Below are 21,015 nucleotides of genomic sequence, written 5' to 3'. Positions count from 1 at the left end.
TACGTGGAGTTTAAAGCAAAATGAGGCCGCCCTAAACCATATTTACAGCAAACAACAAAAATGCAGCCTAATGGCTGCATTTTGATGAAGAATTAATCTTCCTGGAATGTCAGGGGATTCACTATGGGCGAGGAATCGCAGTTCTCCATGACTTCCACTCATCTTCGGCTTTAGGATAGAGGTAGAAAGACTGATCTTCGCTTGCCACTGGTTGAAGTTCATTCGTCGGTGGCGTTGAGAATGTAATACCACCTCGTAATAAACTGTCTACCGTTCCAGCTTTGATGTTTGCTCCTGACAGACCGATAGAGACATCGACGCCCGATACGTTCCAGAACACAGTGTTTGCGCGGATTAGGTAGGCATAGTCTGGCTCGATTTGAATTGTAGAGATGATACGGTCAGCAAACTCGCCTAGCTGAACATCGATAACACTGCCGATTTCTAGCTCACGGAATAGGATAGGTGTGCCTTCAGATACCGAGCCTCGCGTTTCGCTTTGTAGCTGGAATATCTTACCTTCAGGCTGCACTGGTCCTTTGCTGAGCTTAAATTTCGTGTTTCTTTCGCCTTTGCCAGGATCTACATTTATGTGCTTAGAGAGCAGCGCAGAGACGTTTTTGATGCCGTTAAGGCCAATCTCAGGTTCAGCTAACCAGAAGTGACTGTTCGCCACGGCAATCTTGTCGACGTACTCTGGTAAAATACGCGCAGTAATTTCAATACCGCCCTTGTTGAAGTTCGGAATCACCAAAGTAACCTCACCAACAGTGACACCTTGATATTTGATCGCCATGCCCTTGCTGACTTCTTGATCGCCGGAAGAGGTGATGCTAATCGCGCGGCCAAATTTTCGAGCGGATTTCGAATCTTTATAAAGCTTCCACACATCGCCGAGTTTGTTGTCGATTCCCGGCAGAGAGTCAAAAGCAATACCGCCTTGGATAAGGGTTTTAACCGGTGCAGCTTTAATACTTATACCCGATAGCGACGCATCAACCTCAACGCCTGAACGGTTCCAGAAAACGGTATGTTTATTGAGTAAGTGCGTGTAACGATTTTCGATCGTGACCTTAATTCTTACGCCACCGTCTGCAAGCTGAAAATCAGAAATACTACCCACTTGTAGGTTGCGGTAGAGTAGTGGGCTGCCTTTAGAAATTGATGGCAGTTCACTCGCAAACAACGAAAGCGTCTTTGAACCAGACTGATTAAACTTGGCGATTTCTGCTAACGATTTACTTTGGAAAAGCTGGTAATTCGTTCTAGCCTCAGATTTTCCTTCACTCACAAAGCTAATTGAGCCAGTAAGAAGCTGTTTCGCCGGTGGGACCGTAACACTCAAGCCTGACTCGGTTAGCTCTGCCGTCGCACTGCCTGTCACAAAGAAACGGTTGTGGCTTTTGATAAGGTGCGCGTATTCATTATCGATAAGTGCATCCATGAACACTTCGTGCTTATCAGAGCCCGTCCCAACACCATCAACCAATCCCACATGGATGATAGAGCCAATAGCAATACCTTTGTAAAGAAGCTGTGTACCGACATCCAGCCCGAATGAATTGTTTGAGGTTAAGCGAATCGCGACCGACTTTTCTTGTTCCTGACTGAACTCGTTTTTACGGATCGCAGTAAATCGACGTGCTTTTTCACCTTCACCCGGTACCAAGGTTAAAAAGTTACCTGTCACTAAGTTGGCAATATTTTTCATGCCTGTAAGCGATAGTTCTGCTTCTTCTAGAACGAATTTACTGCCGCTATTCAAAAAGTCACTGAATGCCGGTTGGATAGCGGCAGATGCAACGACGTTTTCGCGACCTTCGCTTAACGATAAATCGGTAATTTGACCGATTTCGATGCCGCGATACATGATCGGAGCACCCGTTGCACTGATCTTGTTATCATCGGGAACGGCGATCTTGATAGAGATACCACGACCCGCTGTTTTCAAATCTGGGTAGAGCTTGAACTTGGTATTCATCTCAACCGGTTGGCCTTCTCCCGGAGAGTCGACCGCAATTGAACCGCCAAGCAATGCACTTAGGCTTTCTAAGCGAACATCAACACCAGAAAAACCAATACTTGCACCCAAACCACTGACATTCCAAAAGCGGCTTTGGTCGGTGATGATATGGCTGTATTCGTCTTTAATCGATGCTTGAATCGTAACGGATTTAGCGTTGTCGTTTAGTTGGTAGTTGTAAACCTCACCAATTGGAATTTTGCGGTAAACGATTTGAGAACCAACAGACACACCGCCTAGATCTTTGGTCGTCAGTGAAATATTCAAACCTTCAGAAGCCAGTAAGTCGGAAGGGGATGATTCTAAGGCTTGGAAAACGGTTTCTGGGTCTTCTTTGGTTTCGCTCGGGTGTATAGCAATATAGTTACCTGAAACAAGAGCGTCTAACCCTGAGATACCCGACAAACTTGCCGTTGGCTTCACAAGCCAAAAACGAGTGCCTTTTGAGAGAAGCTTCTTCGCTTCTGGGTAGATGTCAGCATCAACGTAGATGCTCGATAAATCTTTGGACAAGGTGATGTCACGCACCATACCCACCTCTAAGCCTTGGTAACGAATCGTTGTTCGACCTGCGACTAAACCTGCGGCATCTGAGAAGTATATCTGCACACGTTGCCCAGCATCGTGTATCGATTTCATGACCAACCAACCGGCTAATGCAACGGTTAATATCGGTAGAATCCACAAAGGTGAGATGCCTTTGTTTTTCCTTACTTCTGGTGAATATGACGTTTGTGATTGGTTATCGTTGTTCATTCACTGACTCATCTTTAGAGGTATAGTTATCCCAAATTAGCCTAGGATCTAAGCTTTCCGCTGCCAGCATCGTGAGAACAACTACGACGCCAAAAGCGACTGCACCATAACCTGGTGTAAAGTTTAAAATCTGTCCACGGTCGACCAAGGTCATCATGATCGAAATAACGAACAGGTCCATCACCGACCATTTCCCCACCCATTTCACAATGAAATAGATGGTCATGCGTTGTCTGTGGTAAACGGCGCGCTTCATCTTGATACAGATTAAGATGTACGCGAGGCCGAGTATTTTCGCGACGGGCACTACGATACTGGCAATGAAAATGATCGCTGCAATGCCGTACATATCGCTATTTATCAGCGACGCGACACCAGAAATTATGGTGTCTTCTAGCCTTTGTCCGTTTGTTATAAGGATAGAAATCGGAATAACGTTGGCTGGCACAATAGCCACTGATGCGGCAAACAGCAGAGCCCATGTCTTCTGTATAGAGTAGGGCTTGCGGTGGTATAAGTCATGGTGACAACGCACGCAAGTATGTCCATCCGGTTGAGATAGGTGGCAGTTGTGACAGTGTATGTTCTTACTTTCAGCAAAAGAGTAGTCAGATTCTTTTGCCCAAGCTTCCCAGTAGCGACGCACACTGATACGGCTTACCAATAATACGCTGAAAAGTTGCAGAAGAATCAAGCCAACCAATCCTGGGCCTACAAAAATATCTGAGTAATCTTGCAGTTTGAAACATGAGACCGCCAAACTTACCAGAAACACATCCAACATCATCCAATGTTTGAGGGTCTGAATAATGGCTAATGCATAGCGAAAGGGTGTGAAGATCTTAAAACGCAGTGATACATGGGTGATGAGCACCGAGCTACATACAAGCAACGGAGCGATCGAACTGCAGAACAGAATCAGCAAACCAAGCAAAGGGAAACCTTCGCCCATTAAGGTAAAGACGCCGGATGGTAAAGTCGCGGGTATCATGACACCAATCAAGCGAATACTGATGAATTCGAAAAAGTGCGATGGGATAAATAGCAATAAACAAGTGACAGCGATTGCTAGGTTTCCAGACAGGCTAGGGGTGCCGCCTCTATAAAGCTGAGTGCCACACCTTGGGCAGTAAGCGGATTTCCCTAAAGGGATGTCCATTTTATCAACGGGGAGTTCGCAGCCCTGACAAAGGCGCACTGAGCTACTATCGCATTGATGCTGAGTTGATAAAGGGTTGGTGGGGAATGGGGAGGTCACGCGACCTCCCAAGTTGAAACGTCAGTTAGGCTCGATGCCCGACTTAAATGCTTAGGACTACAAACATCAGGCGTGCGATTGCACACTGCCGTAGAGTGTTTGATAAAGTCCTTGTTGTTCAACCAATTCACCATGTGTTCCCGTTTGTGTGACTTGCCCATCTTCTAAAACATAGATTAGATCGGCTTGTTTCACCGCTGATAATCGATGAGCCACTATCAAAGTTGTGCGATCTTTCAAAAACTCGCTCAACGCTTTATGCAGTGCTGACTCTGTTGCTGTATCGAGTGCAGATGTCGCTTCATCAAGAATAACAAACTTAGGATTGCTCAGCACCATACGAGCTATTGCTAAGCGTTGTCGTTGACCGCCAGACAGTCGGACGCCATTCCTACCAATCTGTGTATCTAAGCCATTGCTGAGTTGCTTGATGACATCTTGCATTTGAGAGACTTCAAGCGCACGCCACAACGACATTTCATCGTATTCAGCACCAAGGGTCAGATTATGCCTCAATGTATCGTTAAAGAGTATAGGTTGTTGTAAAACAACGGCAATTTGATTACGTATTACATCAAAGCTGATGTCGTCGGTTGTTTCACCGTTATAGCGAATGCAACCTGAGTCCGCTTGGTAAACCCCAATTAGCAACTGGATTAAGGTAGATTTACCACCACCACTCGCACCCACCAAAGCGACTTTCTTACCTGCAGGGATGTGTAGTGATAGCCTATTTAAAACAGTGTTTTCTAATGTGTAAGAGAATGTAACGTCTTCGATGTCGACTGTCACTTCTTGATCTTCATAAAACGGGTTTACTTTGCTAATCGGGCGCTTCTCTTCTTCTAATTGAAGTAGATCGTTGATGCGTTGCAGTGCCGCTTTTGCACTATACCAAGAGAATTGAATCCCTAGCAGCTCTTGAACCGGGCCCAACATGAACCATAAGTAACCAAATACCGCAAAAATCTGACCAATGGTTAAGTCACTGAATAGAACCATTAGCATAGCGACAGCGCGGAAAAGCTCGAAACCTAACAAGAAGAGGAGAAACGAAACGCGGCCAGCAGCTTCAGATTGCCAAGCGTATTTGTCGGCATCGATTCTTACTTGGTTTGCTTGAATCTTAAGCTCATCGAGAAAAATGCGTTCTTTATTCGCTGCACGCAGTTGGTAAATACCATCTAAGGTTTCCACCAAGCGATTCTGAAAACGTTCGAAAGATTGGTTCTCGTACTTTTTAAGGTGCTTAACCTTGCTGCCTAGTTTACGAGAGAAATAAATAACAACAGGATTGACCAGTAGAATGAACAACCCTAAACGCCACTCTAACCATAACAACACGATCGCGGTGCCGAACACAGTTAAGAAGCTGATGAGGAACTTAGAGAGCGTTGAGCCAATGAACTTATCGATTGTCTCTATGTCTGTTATTAGGTGAGCATTAATGCCGCCGCTGCCTTTGGTCTCGTATTGTCGAATACTAATACGGCCAAGTTTATCTATCATCTTGCTACGCATTTGATAGGTAATTGTTTTGGAGACGAGCGTGAATTGACGCCCTTGTAGAATGTTCAACGCTTGGCTAACGGTACGCATGATAATGACTAACAGTAAAGTCAGTGCAATATAGCCAGTGGGTGTCTGCAACGATGTTGGAAGTAGGTGGTTCATCATATCTAAGCCAGAAGCCGGCTTATCAAGTAATACTTCATCAACCATTAATGGCATGAGCAACGGGATAGGGACACTGATGAGAGTTGCAAGTATGGCAATAATGTTAGCAAACAGTAATTTGGACTTGTGTTTTTTTACTTGAGTTATTAACCAAGAACGGCTAATAGTGTCTTCTGAATCGTTCATTGTAATGAGAATAAGTCCTATTTAGTTTGATGGTCGCATTCTACTGCGTTCTCTTGATAATGGAAGTCTCAATTTAATTGGAAGTTAATATGAAAATAGAACATTACCAACGCTTAACCAAACAAGCCGTTGCATTAATTGAATCAGAAATCGATCTAACTGCTAATCTTGCTAACATCAGTTCATTATTATTCATGGAATTGGATGACTTGAATTGGGCGGGTTTCTATTTAATGAAGCAGGATCAAGCTAAGGAAAAAGACGAACTTGTACTGGGTCCTTTCCAAGGTCAACCTGCTTGTGTGCGAATTCCGGTAGGGCGTGGAGTGTGTGGAACTGCGGTTGCGACGAATACCGTTCAGCGTATTCATGATGTTCATGAGTTCGAAGGTCATATCGCTTGTGACGCTGCAAGTAACTCTGAAATCGTAATTCCGTTCTCTATTGGTGGAAAAATAGCGGGTGTTCTTGATATCGATAGCCCAAATGTTGGCCGTTTTTCTCAAATTGACGAGGACGGATTGACATTTTTCATGGCAGAAGTGGAAAAGCTGCTTAATTCGCACGCGAACAAGGCATAAATTATTCTCTTACTGTGGTTTTTCCCAAGCATCTCTCTATAATACGTAAAAATATTTTCTTAATGCTCGCGGAAAACCGCAAAAACCAGGAACCCACATGGAAAACACTGAAAAGTTAAAAAACAGCAAAGAAGTTATCGCATATATTGCTGAATGTTTCCCTAAATGCTTTACTCTAGAAGGTGAAGCGAAGCCACTTAAAATTGGTATTTTTCAAGATCTTGCTGAACGTCTTAATGAAGATGAAAAAGTAAGTAAGACTCAGCTTCGTGCAGCGTTAAGACAGTACACATCATCATGGCGTTACCTGCACGGCGTAAAAGCTGGCGCAGAACGTGTTGACTTAGACGGCAACGCGTGTGGCACTCTAGAAGAAGAGCACGTTGAACACGCTAAAGCTACACTTGCAGAAAGCAAAGCGAAAGTTCAGGCTCGTCGTAAAGAACAAGCACAAAAAGCTCGTGAAGAAGGCAAAGCGAAACCTAAGGCGAAGAAAGCTCAACAGCCTCGTCGTCAAGCGCCTAAAGCACCAAAAGTAGAAAAGCCTGTAGAAACACGCGCTTTGAACGCTGACGAATTCATCGCTGGCAAAGAAGTAAATGTGAACATGGGTAAAGGAAACATGGCTGCGACCATTGTTGAAATCAATAAGGAAGATGTGCGTGTTCAGTTAGCAAACGGCCTACAAATGGTTGTTAAAGCGGAGCACTTGCGCGCTTAAAGGAGATACTCCTACGCATGAAATGCCGTTCAAAATTGACACTGATTGCTGCTAGCTTTTGGCTAGCAGCTTCAGCTCAGGCTCTCGAAGCCAAATTAGATCAGGACGATTTACCTCTACTCGCTCCTGAGGTCCAACACGAAACTGCTAGTAAACGTGTTACTTCTCGATTTACTCGTTCTCACTATAAACACTTCAATCTCAACGATGATTTCTCTCAAGCTATCTTTAATCGTTACTTAGAGATGCTGGATTATAATCGTAATATCTTCACTCAAGCTGATATTGACTCTTTCGCTGCGTCATCTACACAAATTGATGATCAACTGAAAGCGGGTAATAACCAGATTGCATTCGATGTTTATAATTTGTCTATGCAGAAGCGTTTTGAACGTTTTCAATATGCATTGTCTTTGCTAGATACAGAGATTAAGTTTGATACCGATGAAAGTATTGAGCTAAATCGTAGCGAAGCGGAATGGCCAAAAGATATCGCTGAAGTGAATGAGCTTTGGAGAAAACGCGTTAAATACGATGCGTTGAATCTAAAACTTACTGGTAAAGAGTGGCCAGAGATTCAAGAAGTTTTGGAAAAGCGTTACAACAATGCGATGAAGCGTATTACGCAATCGCACAACGAAGATGCTTTCCAAATCTACATGAACGCATTCGCGCGAGAAGTTGATCCGCACACCAGTTACCTTTCTCCAAGAAATGCAGAGCAATTCCAATCCGAGATGAATCTATCTCTAGAAGGTATTGGTGCTGTACTTCAGATGACAGACGACTACACCGTTATTCGATCTTTAGTTGCTGGTGGCCCTGCGTCAAATAGCAAACAATTGAGCGATGGCGACCGTATTGTTGGAGTTGGTCAAGATGGTGAAGAGATTGTTGATGTTATCGGCTGGCGTTTAGACGATGTAGTGCAATTAATTAAAGGACCGAAAGGGACTAAAGTTAAGCTACAGATCTTGCCAGACGGTAAAGATGCAAAAAGTCACGTTGTCACAATTGTACGCGATAAGATTCGTTTAGAAGACCGCGCTGTTAAGTCAGAAGTTATCGAGAAAGATGGCAAGAAGATTGGCGTACTAGAAGTACCAAGTTTCTATGTTGGCCTTTCTAAAGATACCGATAAACTGATCACCGAGCTTAAAGAGCAAGGTGTTGAAGGTATTATTGTTGACCTTCGAAACAATGGTGGTGGTGCACTGACTGAAGCAACCGAACTCTCTGGTTTGTTTATCAAAGAGGGACCTGTTGTTCAGGTTCGTGATAGCTACGGTCGTGTTAAAGTGAACAGTGATACCGATGGCCAAATCAGTTACCAAGGTCCGTTAACGGTATTGGTGAATCGCTATAGTGCTTCAGCATCTGAAATCTTTGCAGCAGCGATGCAAGATTACGGTCGTGCAATTATCTTGGGTGAAAACTCTTTCGGTAAAGGTACGGTGCAACAGCATCGCTCTTTGAATCATATTTATGATTTGTTCGATAAAGAGTTGGGTTACGTTCAATACACAATCCAGAAATTCTACCGAATCAATGGTGGTAGTACGCAAAACAAGGGCGTAGTGCCTGATATTGCTTACCCAACGCCAATTGATCCTGCCGATACTGGTGAAAGTGTTGAAGACAATGCTCTTCCTTGGGACAGCATCGACAAAGCGAAGTACTCAGTGTTACAGCGTAACGATGAGCAAATCGCAGCGTTGACGGCTAAACACCAAGCTCGTATCGCAACAGACATGGAATTTGGCTTTATCGCGCAAGATATTGAAAAATATAAGGCAGATAAAGACGACAACGACCTTTCTCTCAATGAAAAGGTTCGTCAACAAGAGAGTGATGATGCGGATGTGCTTCGTCTAGAGCGTATTAACCAACGTCAAAAAGCCGCTAAATTAGAGGCATTTAAAACGTTGGATGATATTCCAAAAGACTACGAAGCCCCGGATGCTTATCTTGATGAATCAGTTGCTATCATGCTGGATATGATCAAGAAATAAACAGAATGCCTGTTAAAAGGTGATTGTTTAAAGACGTACTATTTAAAAAGCGAGCTTAGGCTCGCTTTTTTGTGTCTATGATTTGACAGGAATATCTGATTGTAACCGTTGAGATTGTCGTAAAGAACACTCAATGTTAAGGGGCATTTAGCTCTGTTTTTCGTTGAATAATGACATTTAAGTTACTTCGCACTTAAAATTTAGTGACTTGGATCATATTTTTTCGCTTTCTAATCATTACGTGCCTAAGCTTAAAGAAAACGAGGGGGCACATATGAAGTGGATTCTACTAATTTTATCTTGTTTAAGTTTTGTTGCTTTTGGGAGCGAGGTTGCTTCGAGCAGTCAACAATCAAAAAGTGATAGTAATCTATCTCATTTTGACCTTCCTCTGTTGCTTGGCGATTGGTATTTGATGAATCCAGATCCTGAGCAAGGTACTGAAAATTTTAGAGCAATCAAACTCACTCTCGATTCAAATTACTCATTCACTATCGATATCCAAAAGAAAGACTACAGTGTTGATCATTGGGAAGGTTTGTATAACGCCAATGAAGATACGATTATTTTGGGTTTGAATACTTCTGAGCCCCAGGTTTACGCGTACAGCAGCAACCATAATATGCTGAATCTTAATGGTGTTATGTTCACCAAAGCCTTGCCCAACTCCCTGGCTGGAATTTGGTCAAGCGCCGAACTGTCTGGAAGCGATTTGCGTGCGAGTAACATTCAAAAAATGGATTTAGTGCTTCAACCTGATTTTATCTTCATGTTCCGAGTGTCAGATGAAGAAGGCGGTGAAGTCATTCGTCGCGGTGTGTATTACACCGAAGGCGACCAGCTAGTGTTACTTTATGAGAACGGTGAACACGGTACTCGATATACACTGAACAGTGATGTCTTGACGCTTCAAGGTGAAGAGGGAGACATGTTCGCGGTGCTTAATCGCATACGTTAACTACGAGTTTAGCCATAAAATCGGCTCGTTGAAAATATGGCACACAGTTCATTTCTTAGCCGTTCCTTTCTGATTTGATTGATAAAATAGTAAAACATGGAGGCATTTTCCTACAATGCCTCCTTTTTTTAATATTCTCCTTGTGTTCTTGGCGCTCAACCTTTAGATATATACAGTTAACAAATAATTACGTATAACGATCAAAAGGAACCCGTCATGGCACATACACCTCAAGCCAAGTATCGTAAAGATTATCAATCACCATCTCACACTATTTCTGATATCGATCTTACTTTCGATTTATACGATTCAGCATCCATTGTTACGGCTGTTTCTAGTGTTAAGCAGGAGAAAGACAGCGCGACATTAGTACTTGATGGTGAAGGCTTGAAGTTGGTTTCTGTTTCGGTTGAAGGCAACGAATGGACTCAGTACCAGCAGTCTGAAACTCAACTGACGCTGAATGACCTTCCAAAAGAATTTACTCTAACCATCGTTACTGAAGTGAATCCTGAAGGGAATAGCGCACTTGAAGGCTTGTACAAGTCGGGTGGTGCGTTCTGTACCCAGTGTGAAGCCGAAGGTTTTCGTCGTATTACTTACTACATGGATCGCCCAGATGTGTTGGCTAAATTCACCACCACAGTAATCGCAGACAAAGCAGAAAACCCATTCTTATTAAGCAATGGTAACCGTGTAGATGAAGGCGAAGCTGAAAACGGTCGTCATTGGGTGAAGTGGCAAGACCCACATCCAAAGCCGGCATACCTATTTGCTTTAGTTGCAGGTGACTTTGACGTACTTCGTGATGCTTATACTACGCAATCGGGTCGCAAAGTTGACCTAGAAATCTTTGTTGATAAAGGCAATCTAGACCGTGCGAACCACGCGATGGTTTCTTTGATTAACTCAATGAAGTGGGACGAAGAGCGTTTCAATCTTGAATACGACTTAGACATCTACATGATCGTTGCCGTTGATTTCTTCAATATGGGTGCGATGGAAAACAAAGGTCTGAACGTATTTAACTCTAAGTTTGTTCTAGCAAACGACCAAACAGCAACAGATACCGATTACCTCGGTATTGAAGCAGTAATCGGTCATGAATATTTCCATAACTGGACCGGTAACCGAGTGACTTGTCGCGACTGGTTTCAGCTAAGCTTGAAAGAAGGTTTAACGGTATTCCGTGACCAAGAGTTCTCGTCTGATCTTGGCTCTCGCGCAGTAAACCGAATCAACAACGTTCGTATTATTCGCGGGCCACAATTCGCTGAAGACGCAAGCCCAATGTCACACCCAATTCGTCCAGAAAAAGTGATAGAAATGAATAACTTCTACACATTGACTGTTTACGAAAAGGGCAGCGAAGTGATCCGAATGATCCACACATTGTTGGGTGAAGACGGTTTCCAAAAAGGCATGAAGCTTTACTTTGAACGTCATGATGGCACGGCTGCAACATGTGAAGACTTCGTCGCGGCAATGGAAGATGCATCTGGCGTTGACCTATCTCAGTTCCGCTTATGGTACAGCCAGTCTGGTACGCCGACGCTGTCTGTTGAAAGTCATTACGATGCAGAAAAGAAACAATACACGTTAACAACTCGCCAAGTAACGGCACCCACGCATGAGCAAACTGAAAAGCAGGCTTTGCATATCCCTCTGGATATCGAGCTGTACACGGCTTCAGGTGATGTTGTTGAGTTACAATGTAACGGAAAGCCAGTTCATAACGTATTAGATGTCAAAGAAGCGGAACAAACCTTCGTGTTTGAAAATGTTTCTGAACAACCAATCCCATCACTACTTCGTGAATTCTCTGCGCCAGTGAAATTGGAGTACGACTATTCAGATGAAGAGCTTATCTTCTTGATGGTGAATGCGCGCAATGAGTTCTCTCGTTGGGATGCTGGTCAAATGCTATTGGCGAAGTACATTCGCAGCAACGTTGAGAAGGTTCAACAGGGTCAAGCATTTGAGCTTTCTGGTTCTGTTGTTGATGCATTCCGTGGCGTAGTGCTGAGTGATTCACTAGAGCCTGCGTTTATCGCAGAAATGCTTTCACTGCCAAGCCATAATGAAGTATCAGGTTGGTACGAGCGTGTTGATATTGATGCGGTCGCATCTGTTCTTAACTCAATGAAAGTAACATTAGCTGCTGAACTTGAAGACGAGTTAGCTGCGGTTTATCACAGCAATGCTCTCACTGAATACACAATCGATCACGATTCGATTGGTAAGCGCACTTTACGTAAAGTTTGCCTAAGTTACTTAGCGCACACAGAACAGGGTAACGATTTGGTTGTTGCAATGTACCAACAAGCAAACAACATGACCGATACAATGGCAGCAATGGGTGCGGCAAACAGTGCGCAACTACCATGTCGTGAAACCTTGATGGCGGATTACAGCGACAAGTGGAAACACGATGGTCTTGTTATGGATAAGTGGTTTGCTCTACAAGGTACAAACCCAAGTTCCAATGCTCTTGAAGTGATCAAAGCATCAATGTCACATCAAGCGTTTAGTTTGAAGAACCCGAATCGAACTCGCAACTTGGTTGGTTCATTCTTAAACATGAACCCGGTACAGTTCCATGATAAGTCTGGTCAGGGCTATGAGTTTGCTGGCGAGATCTTACGTGAGCTTAACAGCAGTAACCCGCAAGTGGCTTCACGTCTGATTGACCCGCTTCTTAAATTCCGTAAGTACGATGATGAACGCCAAGCTCTGATCAAGAAAGAACTTGAGACTTTAAAGGGGATGGACAACCTAGCTAAAGACTTATTTGAGAAAGTAACGAAGGCACTAGAAGCTTAAGTTAAACGTTCTCAAGTAACGGTTTACTTAAATCTGTTTACTTATCAAGAAAAGTCGTCAGTGGTAGAGAATATCTGCCACTGATTTTTTGTTTCTGGTTCATCGAATTTTCGATAAGCTAGAGCAGTTTCAAGTTCAGTTTCAAGCTAGGTTTCACAGTCAGACATCGTCAAGTGCCAAAAAATACTGGCACTGTATATTTATACAGGTACCGTATGAATCGCTATATTTTCCAACTTAACATCTCATATCAGCAGTTTTTAGCCAGCTATTCTGGTGCGGCAAGTAAAGTTCAAGTGATAACAACAACAGGTTTACGTTTACAGTTACCTGCAACTCGATTCAGACCATTTCTTACACAAATAGGGGTTAGAGGGCAGTTTAGGCTGACAACTGACCAAAAAAATAAGTTTATTAAGTTGGAAGCTCTGTAAACCTTGGCGTGCCTAGTGAGTTAAAAGGAATCTTAATCACATAATCAAACATTTCACCTCTTACCACCTCCAAAACAATTAACTATTTTTCAATAATGCTTTTACAATAAATGAATGCATTACCTTTGCTTAACTCGTTAGTAGAAAAGCGCTCAGCGGCACGTTTCAAACACTAGCTTAAGTGATCCCCCTAATAATAAAATATAATTCTAATTGTGGAGTGTGACTATGACCGCACGTGAAACTGTGGTTCCAGTTTTACTTGAAAAAGTTTACAAGCTGATTCAAGACAAACTTGACCTTGCTCATCGACCTCTCGTAACTCAACTTGCTCAACACTTGTTTAGTAACGTTTCTCACGACGATCTGACTCAGAGAAACGAATCCGATTTATATGGTGCTGTAGTTAGCTTATGGCATCACATCAATGAAAAGAAAGCCGACGAAATCTCTGTACGCGTTTTCAACCCGACGGTAAGTCGTCAAGGTTGGCAGTCTACTCACACTATCGTTGAGATAGTCGTTCCAGACAGCCCATTCCTTGTTGATTCTGTAAAAATGGCACTTACTCGCCTAGACCTTTCTTCTCACCTGATGCTTCATAACCCAACACAAATCTCTCGCTCAGATAAGGGCAGTGTTGTCGGTGTTAGCAATAACGAAGGTGCATTCCAATCGCTTTTCCATATCGAAGTAGACCGTCTTAGCAGTAAAGCTGAAATGACAGCTCTTAAAACGGAGCTACTGGATATCTTTACCGATACTAGCTTAGTTGTGAACGATTGGTTGAAGATGGTTGAAAGACTTGAAGAAGTAACCAATCAAGTAGAAAAGCAGAAAGAGAGCATTCCTGTAGATGGCCAACGTTTTGATGAAACGTTGGCGTTTCTTCGTTGGTTAGGTGAACACAACTTTACATTCATGGGTTATAAGGAATATGACCTAGTTTCAGTTAACGGCGACACTGAACTGCAACCGACCAAGGAGCAAGGTCTTGGTTTGTTTGCGAATTCAGATCGTGTACGCAACGTTAAGTTGTCTGAGTTTTCTGATTCGGCACGCCTTGAAGCGAAAAAGCCTTATGTACTTATTGTAACCAAGGGCAACACGGCTTCACGCATTCACCGCCCAGCTTACAACGATTACATCGGTATTAAGAAGTTCGATAAGAACGGTAAGGTCATTGGTGAGCACCGCTTTACTGGTCTTTACACGTCTGCTGTTTATAACCAAACCGTTGAAACGATTCCTCTTGTTCGTGAGAAAGTAGACCGAATCTTAGACGCGAGTGGTTACCGTGAGGGTTCATACTCTTACAAAGCACTGCACAACATTCTTGAAAACTACCCACGTGATGAACTGCTTCAAGCTCGAGAAGAAGAGTTACTTGAAGTGGGTACTGGCGTAGTACAAATGCAAGATCGCGATCTTCTGCGTCTGTTCGTTCGCAAAGACCCGTTTGGCCGTTTCTTTAGCTGCATGGTTTACGTAACAAAAGATCGTTACAACACTGAGCTTCGTCGCCAAACACAACGCATCTTGAAGCAGTACTTTGGTTGTGAAGAAGAGGTTGAATTCACAACTTACTTCTCTGAAAGCCCACTGGCGAGAACGCACTATATTGTTCGTGTTGATAACAACAACATGGATGTGGACGTGAAAACAATTGAGCAAAATTTAATGGAAGTATCGTCTACGTGGGATGACCGCCTGTCTGAATCAATCATTGCAAACTTCGGTGAGAGCAAAGGGCTTCCATTGTCGAAAGAGTACATGCGTGCATTCCCACGTTCGTACAAAGAAGACATGATGCCAGGTTCTGCAGTTGCGGATATTGAACGTTTAGAAGCACTAAGTGAAGACAATAAATTGGGTATGCTTTTCTACCGTCCTCAAGAAGAGGCGGCAGATTCTAAAGCAGTTCGTTTGAAGTTGTTCTACCACAGCGATGAGCCAATTCACCTTTCTGATGTTATGCCAATGCTTGAAAACTTCGGCCTACGCGTTATCGGTGAATCACCTTATGAAGTGCGTAAAACTAATGGTGTGACATACTGGATCCTTGATTTCTCGATGTTGCACAAGAGCGATAAGACTATCGATCTTCGCGAAGCGCGCGATCTTTTCCAACAAGCGTTCGCAGCAATTTGGGCGGGTGAGTTAGACAGCGATGGTTTCAACCGTTTGGTACTTGGCGCTGGTCTTTCTGGCCGTGAAATCTCAATTTTACGTGCTTATGCTCGTTACATGCGTCAAGTGGGTTTCCCATTCAGCCAACAATACATTGAAGACACATTGTCTCATTACCCAGAGTTAGCAAAAGGGCTAGTGAGCTTATTCGGCAAGCGTTTCGATCCTAAACTGAAGGGCAGCGTGAAAGGCCAACAAGATCTTATTAAGAAGATCACTGAACAGTTGGATCATGTAGAGAGCTTGGATGATGACCGTATCATTCGTCGCTACATGGAAATGATCACTGCAACGCTTCGTACGAACTACTACCAAGTAGACGAAAACAAGCAGTCTAAACCTTGGTTGGCTCTGAAAATGAGACCAAGCGAGATTCCAGATATCCCAGCGCCGGTTCCTGCGTTTGAGATCTTCGTATACGCACCAGATATTGAGGGTGTTCATCTACGTGGCGGTAAAGTAGCACGTGGTGGTTTACGTTGGTCAGACCGTCAAGAGGACTTCCGTACTGAGATTCTAGGTCTAGTTAAAGCGCAACAAGTTAAGAACACGGTTATCGTTCCGGTTGGTGCTAAAGGTGGTTTTGTTTGTAAGCGTCAACACACTATGTCTGGCCGAGATGAGATCTTTGCTGAAGGTCAACGTTGTTACAAGCGCTTCATCCGTGCCTTACTAGACGTATCAGACAACATCATTGAAGGTGAGGTTATCCCACCTAAGAGTGTTGTTCGTCACGATGAAGATGACCCGTACTTGGTTGTAGCTGCCGATAAAGGTACCGCGACATTCTCAGATCTAGCGAACTCGGTAGCTGAAGAGTACAACTTCTGGTTAGGTGACGCGTTTGCCTCTGGTGGTTCTAACGGTTACGACCATAAAGCTATGGGTATCACGGCGAAAGGTGGTTGGGAATCTGTTAAACGTCACTTCCGTGAAATGGGCATCAACTGTCAAAGCACAGACTTCACTGCAATTGGTGTAGGTGATATGGCGGGCGACGTATTTGGTAACGGTATGCTGCTATCTAAGCATATTCGCTTACAAGCTGCGTTTAACCACATGCATATCTTCATTGACCCGAATCCAGAGTCGGCATCAAGCTGGGTAGAGCGTGACCGTCTGTTTAATCTGCCTCGTTCAAGCTGGGAAGATTACAATAAAGACCTGATTTCTCAAGGTGGTGGCATCTTCTCTCGTCGAGCGAAGTCTATTTCCCTAACACCTGAAATTCAGAAAATGCTGGGTACCAAGAAAGCTTCTATGGCACCAAACGACTTGATCAAAGCGATCTTGTCTATGCAGGTTGATCTACTTTGGAATGGCGGTATTGGTACTTACGTTAAGTCTTCTAGCGAGACTCATACTGATGTGGGTGACCGTGCAAATGACGTGCTACGTATTGATGGCCGTGACCTAAAAGCTAAGGTTGTTGGTGAAGGCGGTAACTTGGGTATGACTCAATTGGGTCGTATTGAATACGCTCTAACGGGCGGTCGAGTGAATACTGACTTTGTTGATAACGTTGGTGGTGTAGATTGCTCGGATAACGAAGTTAACATTAAGATCTTCTTGAATGGCTTAGTGTCTAATGGTGATCTAACCGTTAAGCAACGTAACCAAGTGCTTGAGTCAATGGAAGATGAAGTTGGTGAAATCGTACTAGATGATGCGTACTGCCAAGCTGAGTCCATCTCTGTGACTGAGCATCAAGGTGTTGGCTTAGTGAAAGAGCAAATCCGCTTCATCCACACAATGGAAAAAGCAGGGTATTTAGACCGTGGTTTGGAATACATCCCAGATGACGAAACGCTGTTAGAGCGTGAGAAGCAAGGCCAAGCACTAACAAGGCCTGAGCTATCAGTATTGATCGCTTACGGTAAAATGGTTCTAAAAGAAGATCTTGTCAGTGATGATATTGCGAATGATGAGTTCCATGCTCAACAACTGATGCAATACTTCCCAACAGAGTTACGCCGTAACTACTCCCAGCACATGGATAACCATCCACTACGTGCCGAGATCATTGCAACTGCGCTTGCTAACCAAATGGTTAACGAGATGGGCTGTAACTTTGTGACTCGTTTGCAAGAAGAGACGGGCGCGAACATTGTTGATATTGCGAATGCTTACGCGGCATCACGTGAAATCTACGGTCTAGGTAAGGTACTAAAGAGCATCCGTGAACTGGACAACATCTCAAGTTCTGAAGCTCAATACGAATTGCTTTACCATGTGCGTCGTACGCTTCGTCGCCTAGCACGCTGGTTGCTAAGAAACCGTACGGGTAAACAGTCAGTGAACGCATTGATTGAGCTTTACCAAGGTGATGTGGCTGCGATTACTGAAAAACTGGACGAAAACCTAGTCGCATCAGAAGTAGAAGAGCATCAAGCAATGGCTCAACTATGGATTGACCAAGGTGTAAACGCTGAGCTAGCTAATTCAGTGGCTCGTTTGTCTAGCCTGTACTCAGCACTGGATATATCCACAGTAGCTCGTGAAACAGGTAAAACAGTACAACAAGCGTCTAAGCTTTACTTCAACCTTGGCGACCGTTTGTCACTGCATTGGTTCTTGAAGCAAATCAATGGCCAAGCTGTAGACAACAACTGGCAAGCGCTGGCACGTGCTGCATTCAGAGAAGATCTGGATTGGCAACAACGTCAGCTAACTGGCCAAGTACTTAACTGTGGCTGTGCTTCAGACATCGATGTGATTAAAGCGCTTGATGACTGGATGGAAAGTAACTCTGTTTCTCTGCATCGTTGGGAGAGCATCTTGAACGAATTCAAAGTGGGTTCTGTTCATGAGTTTGCTAAGTTCTCAGTGGCGTTACGTGAATTGATGTTGTTGAATCTAAACTGCATGTCGAAAGACTAGTCACTAGATAAAACGAAAAATATAAGGGCAGGCCACAAGGTCTGCCTTTTTCGTTTCGGTAAAGTGGGATCAATAGAACTAACGATTTTTGAAGGACCAACCTCGACGGACACCTTGTTTGTTGTTAAGTGAGTTGGTGGCTGTACTAAGGTTGAGATTAGAAATGGGTTAATAACCTGAAGAAACGATAACGTTTGCTTAATAATGAACCTCATTCGTTAGCAAACTCGATTATCTTACCCTTACAGACAGTAATAGATTGAATAGTTGGGTAAATAAGTAAATAATATCGCCCCGTTTACACGGGGCTTTTTTCTATCGGAGGCACAATGCTTTACCGTCTAGCCAGAACTGGCTTTTTCCAACTTGATGCCGAAAAGGCACATGATCTTGCAATTCAAAATTTCAAACGCTTTACAGGCACACCAATTGATCTTTTGTATCGCCAACAATTACCTCATCGACCTGTAGAGTGCATGGGTCTTACTTTTAAAAACCCAGTTGGCCTCGCGGCAGGCCTAGATAAAAACGGCGAATGTATTGATGCATTTGGCGCTATGGGTTTTGGTTTCGTAGAAGTAGGAACAGTGACTCCACGTCCACAAGCGGGTAACGACAAACCTCGTTTATTCCGTCTTGTTGAAGCTGAAGGTATCATCAACCGCATGGGCTTTAACAACCTAGGCGTCGACAACCTTGTTGAGAATGTTAAGAAGTCGAACTACGATGGCATCTTAGGTATTAACATCGGTAAGAACAAAGACACACCAATTGAAAAGGGCGCTGAAGATTACTTGATCTGTATGGAGAAGGTATATCAATACGCTGGTTACATTGCTGTGAACATCTCTTCACCAAACACTCCAGGACTTCGTTCTCTACAATACGGCGAAGCTCTAGACGATCTATTGTCTGAACTTAAAACGAAACAATCTGAACTGGAAGAGAAGCATGGTAAATATGTGCCTCTTGCTCTTAAGATTGCTCCGGATCTAAGCGACGATGAAATTCGCCAAATTTGTGAATCATTGATCAAAAATAAGATCGATGGTGTGATCGCAACAAATACAACATTGGATCGTTCAATCGTTGAAGGCATGAAACATTGCGATGAAGCGGGTGGCCTAAGTGGACGTCCTGTTCAATCTCGTAGTACTGAAGTAGTTCGCAAACTTCACGAAGAGCTTGGTGACCAACTGCCGATCATCGGAGTAGGTGGTGTTGACTCGTATGTTGCTGCAAAAGAGAAAATGATGGCAGGCGCGAAGCTTGTACAAGTTTACTCTGGTTTCATCTACAAAGGTCCAGGCCTAGTTGGCGACATCGTTAAAAATCTATAAGCTTAAAATTGCTTTGATTCTTGAAAAGCGACAATCTGGCATCGTCTTACTAAAAGAGACACTGTAACTCACTGAGTTGTAGAGAAAAGCGATAAGAAAGAGGAATTCATTTCCTCTTTTTTTTTGCCTATTGCTCAGTAAAATTACTGTAATTGAAGGTAATTTTGCGTTTTACCTAATGGAATGGTTCAACAGTGTGAGACGAAATGATGCTTAAACCTAGCGATACATGGAGTTGGTATTACGATGAGCAGCAATGTTCATTAATGCTAAACCTCGGAGAGGATATGATTTTCAAAACGAATCTGGTCCGCAATAAGCTGGTGGACTGCGCGTTTAGAGATAATGAATTCACCGTTGATGACGCATCTTCATACCAAACCTTCAAAGAACAAATTTCTGGCTTAGAACTGTCTGAGCCTCGGCAAGCTGAACTCGCGCTTTATTGTGTGGCAGCAAAACGCTTCCATAAGCCTGTACAGCCTAAGAGCTGGTTCTTCGACTCACAGGGCGCTGGGCATGAATATCCTCAAGAAGGGGATATCGTACAAATGAATAACGAACATAGCTTAGGGTATTTCATTGTATTAGAAGTGGGAGAGTGCGCGAGCCTATGTGCATTTGTCGACCTAGAAGAGTTTCTGCTTACACCTTCAAAAGGGTTACGCTTTGGCGACTCGATTAAGGTCATGCACGATAGAATGATAGACGCGAACGCTATTCTTCATCAAACGCACATTGCGATGGTCGGTTAGCCTTCTATTCAGTCCATCATTTCTCACACACATTGCAACGCGTAAACCTGTCAAACCTTCCCCAAAATCGGCTCAATAGCCGATTTTTTTGTGCCTAAAAAACCTCATCCTGATAAATACATCACTGCTTAACCATTTAAATAGTGAACTTACGACTATTTTTTCGCCTTAATTTCAGCTTTTTTCATCGCTAGAAGTGTAATTGGTCCATCTTTATTCCCTGTTTTTGGTCTTTTGTAGCTAAATTCCACCCATAAATCCCTCTTGGTATATACCAATTTAAAGGTGAATATAAATTCACATTGCTGTTTTGGTTAACAAATGGTCAGAAATGGAGTTGGTTCGATAGGTCTTGTGTTCTAAGGGGATGTGGGTAAGCGATCGCTTCAAGACTGTGCATTTGCTAGCCAGTTAGTCGAAA

12 protein-coding genes are annotated in these 21,015 nt (G+C 43.5%); 9 read left to right on the top strand and 3 right to left on the bottom strand.

Annotated features, from left to right (window positions below; translation table 11 throughout):
- Positions 1–121: 121 nt before the first annotated feature.
- Genes BCU34_RS06850 through BCU34_RS06840 form a run of 3 tightly spaced genes read right to left on the bottom strand, consistent with a single transcriptional unit; the run spans position 122 to position 5,900 of the window.
- A complete protein-coding gene (locus tag BCU34_RS06850) occupies positions 122–2,779 on the bottom strand; it encodes an MlaD family protein (protein ID WP_102479751.1) in 2,658 nt (885 codons plus the stop codon).
- The gene (locus BCU34_RS06845) at positions 2,766–4,049 is read right to left on the bottom strand and encodes a paraquat-inducible protein A (protein WP_048660782.1); all 1,284 of its coding nucleotides are present in this window, start codon (positions 4,047–4,049) and stop codon (positions 2,766–2,768) included. Before BCU34_RS06845 ends, BCU34_RS06850 begins: the two co-directional genes overlap by 14 nt.
- Before the next feature lie 54 nt (positions 4,050–4,103).
- Entirely contained in the window at positions 4,104–5,900 is a 1,797-nt protein-coding gene (locus BCU34_RS06840) for an ABC transporter ATP-binding protein (protein WP_102432715.1), read from the bottom strand.
- Between the two features lie 89 nt (positions 5,901–5,989).
- On the opposite strand from BCU34_RS06840, the gene BCU34_RS06835 reads away from it, so the two are divergent.
- From BCU34_RS06835 to BCU34_RS06795, 9 genes are all read left to right on the top strand, one after another.
- Positions 5,990–6,481, top strand: coding sequence for a GAF domain-containing protein (locus tag BCU34_RS06835; RefSeq protein ID WP_057622357.1), 492 nt, complete (start codon positions 5,990–5,992; stop codon positions 6,479–6,481).
- Positions 6,482–6,578: 97 nt separating this feature from the next.
- Positions 6,579–7,202 (top strand): RNA chaperone ProQ, encoded by a 624-nt coding sequence (proQ, locus tag BCU34_RS06830; RefSeq protein WP_017057223.1) that lies wholly within the window; start codon positions 6,579–6,581, stop codon positions 7,200–7,202.
- Between the two features lie 17 nt (positions 7,203–7,219).
- Positions 7,220–9,214, top strand: coding sequence for a carboxy terminal-processing peptidase (gene prc / locus BCU34_RS06825; RefSeq protein WP_102479752.1), 1,995 nt, complete (start codon positions 7,220–7,222; stop codon positions 9,212–9,214).
- 274 nt (positions 9,215–9,488) lie between these two features.
- Positions 9,489–10,172 carry a hypothetical protein gene (locus BCU34_RS06820; RefSeq protein WP_102479753.1) on the top strand — a complete coding sequence of 228 codons (684 nt, stop codon included), beginning with the start codon at positions 9,489–9,491 and terminating at the stop codon, positions 10,170–10,172.
- 216 nt (positions 10,173–10,388) lie between these two features.
- Positions 10,389–12,995 (top strand): aminopeptidase N, encoded by a 2,607-nt coding sequence (gene pepN / locus BCU34_RS06815; RefSeq protein WP_102479754.1) that lies wholly within the window; start codon positions 10,389–10,391, stop codon positions 12,993–12,995.
- Positions 12,996–13,210: 215 nt separating this feature from the next.
- On the top strand, positions 13,211–13,429 hold the full coding sequence (locus tag BCU34_RS06810; RefSeq protein WP_004733645.1) for a DUF2835 domain-containing protein: 219 nt from the start codon (positions 13,211–13,213) through the stop codon (positions 13,427–13,429).
- 228 nt (positions 13,430–13,657) lie between these two features.
- Positions 13,658–18,499: an NAD-glutamate dehydrogenase gene (locus BCU34_RS06805; RefSeq protein ID WP_048661954.1), complete on the top strand. Its 4,842-nt coding sequence runs from the start codon at positions 13,658–13,660 to the stop codon at positions 18,497–18,499.
- 329 nt (positions 18,500–18,828) lie between these two features.
- Complete coding sequence (gene pyrD / locus BCU34_RS06800) at positions 18,829–19,839, top strand: quinone-dependent dihydroorotate dehydrogenase (protein ID WP_102479755.1); 1,011 nt, start codon at positions 18,829–18,831, stop codon at positions 19,837–19,839.
- A 206-nt stretch (positions 19,840–20,045) separates the two neighbouring features.
- The gene (locus tag BCU34_RS06795; protein WP_017059680.1) at positions 20,046–20,594 is read left to right on the top strand and encodes a cell division protein ZapC; all 549 of its coding nucleotides are present in this window, start codon (positions 20,046–20,048) and stop codon (positions 20,592–20,594) included.
- Positions 20,595–21,015: the final 421 nt, after the last annotated feature.

Origin of the sequence: Vibrio sp. 10N.286.45.E10 (assembly GCF_002874195.2) — a bacterium.
GTDB classification, from domain to species: domain Bacteria; phylum Pseudomonadota; class Gammaproteobacteria; order Enterobacterales; family Vibrionaceae; genus Vibrio; species Vibrio crassostreae.
This window is presented reverse-complemented; position numbering and strand designations above follow the sequence as displayed.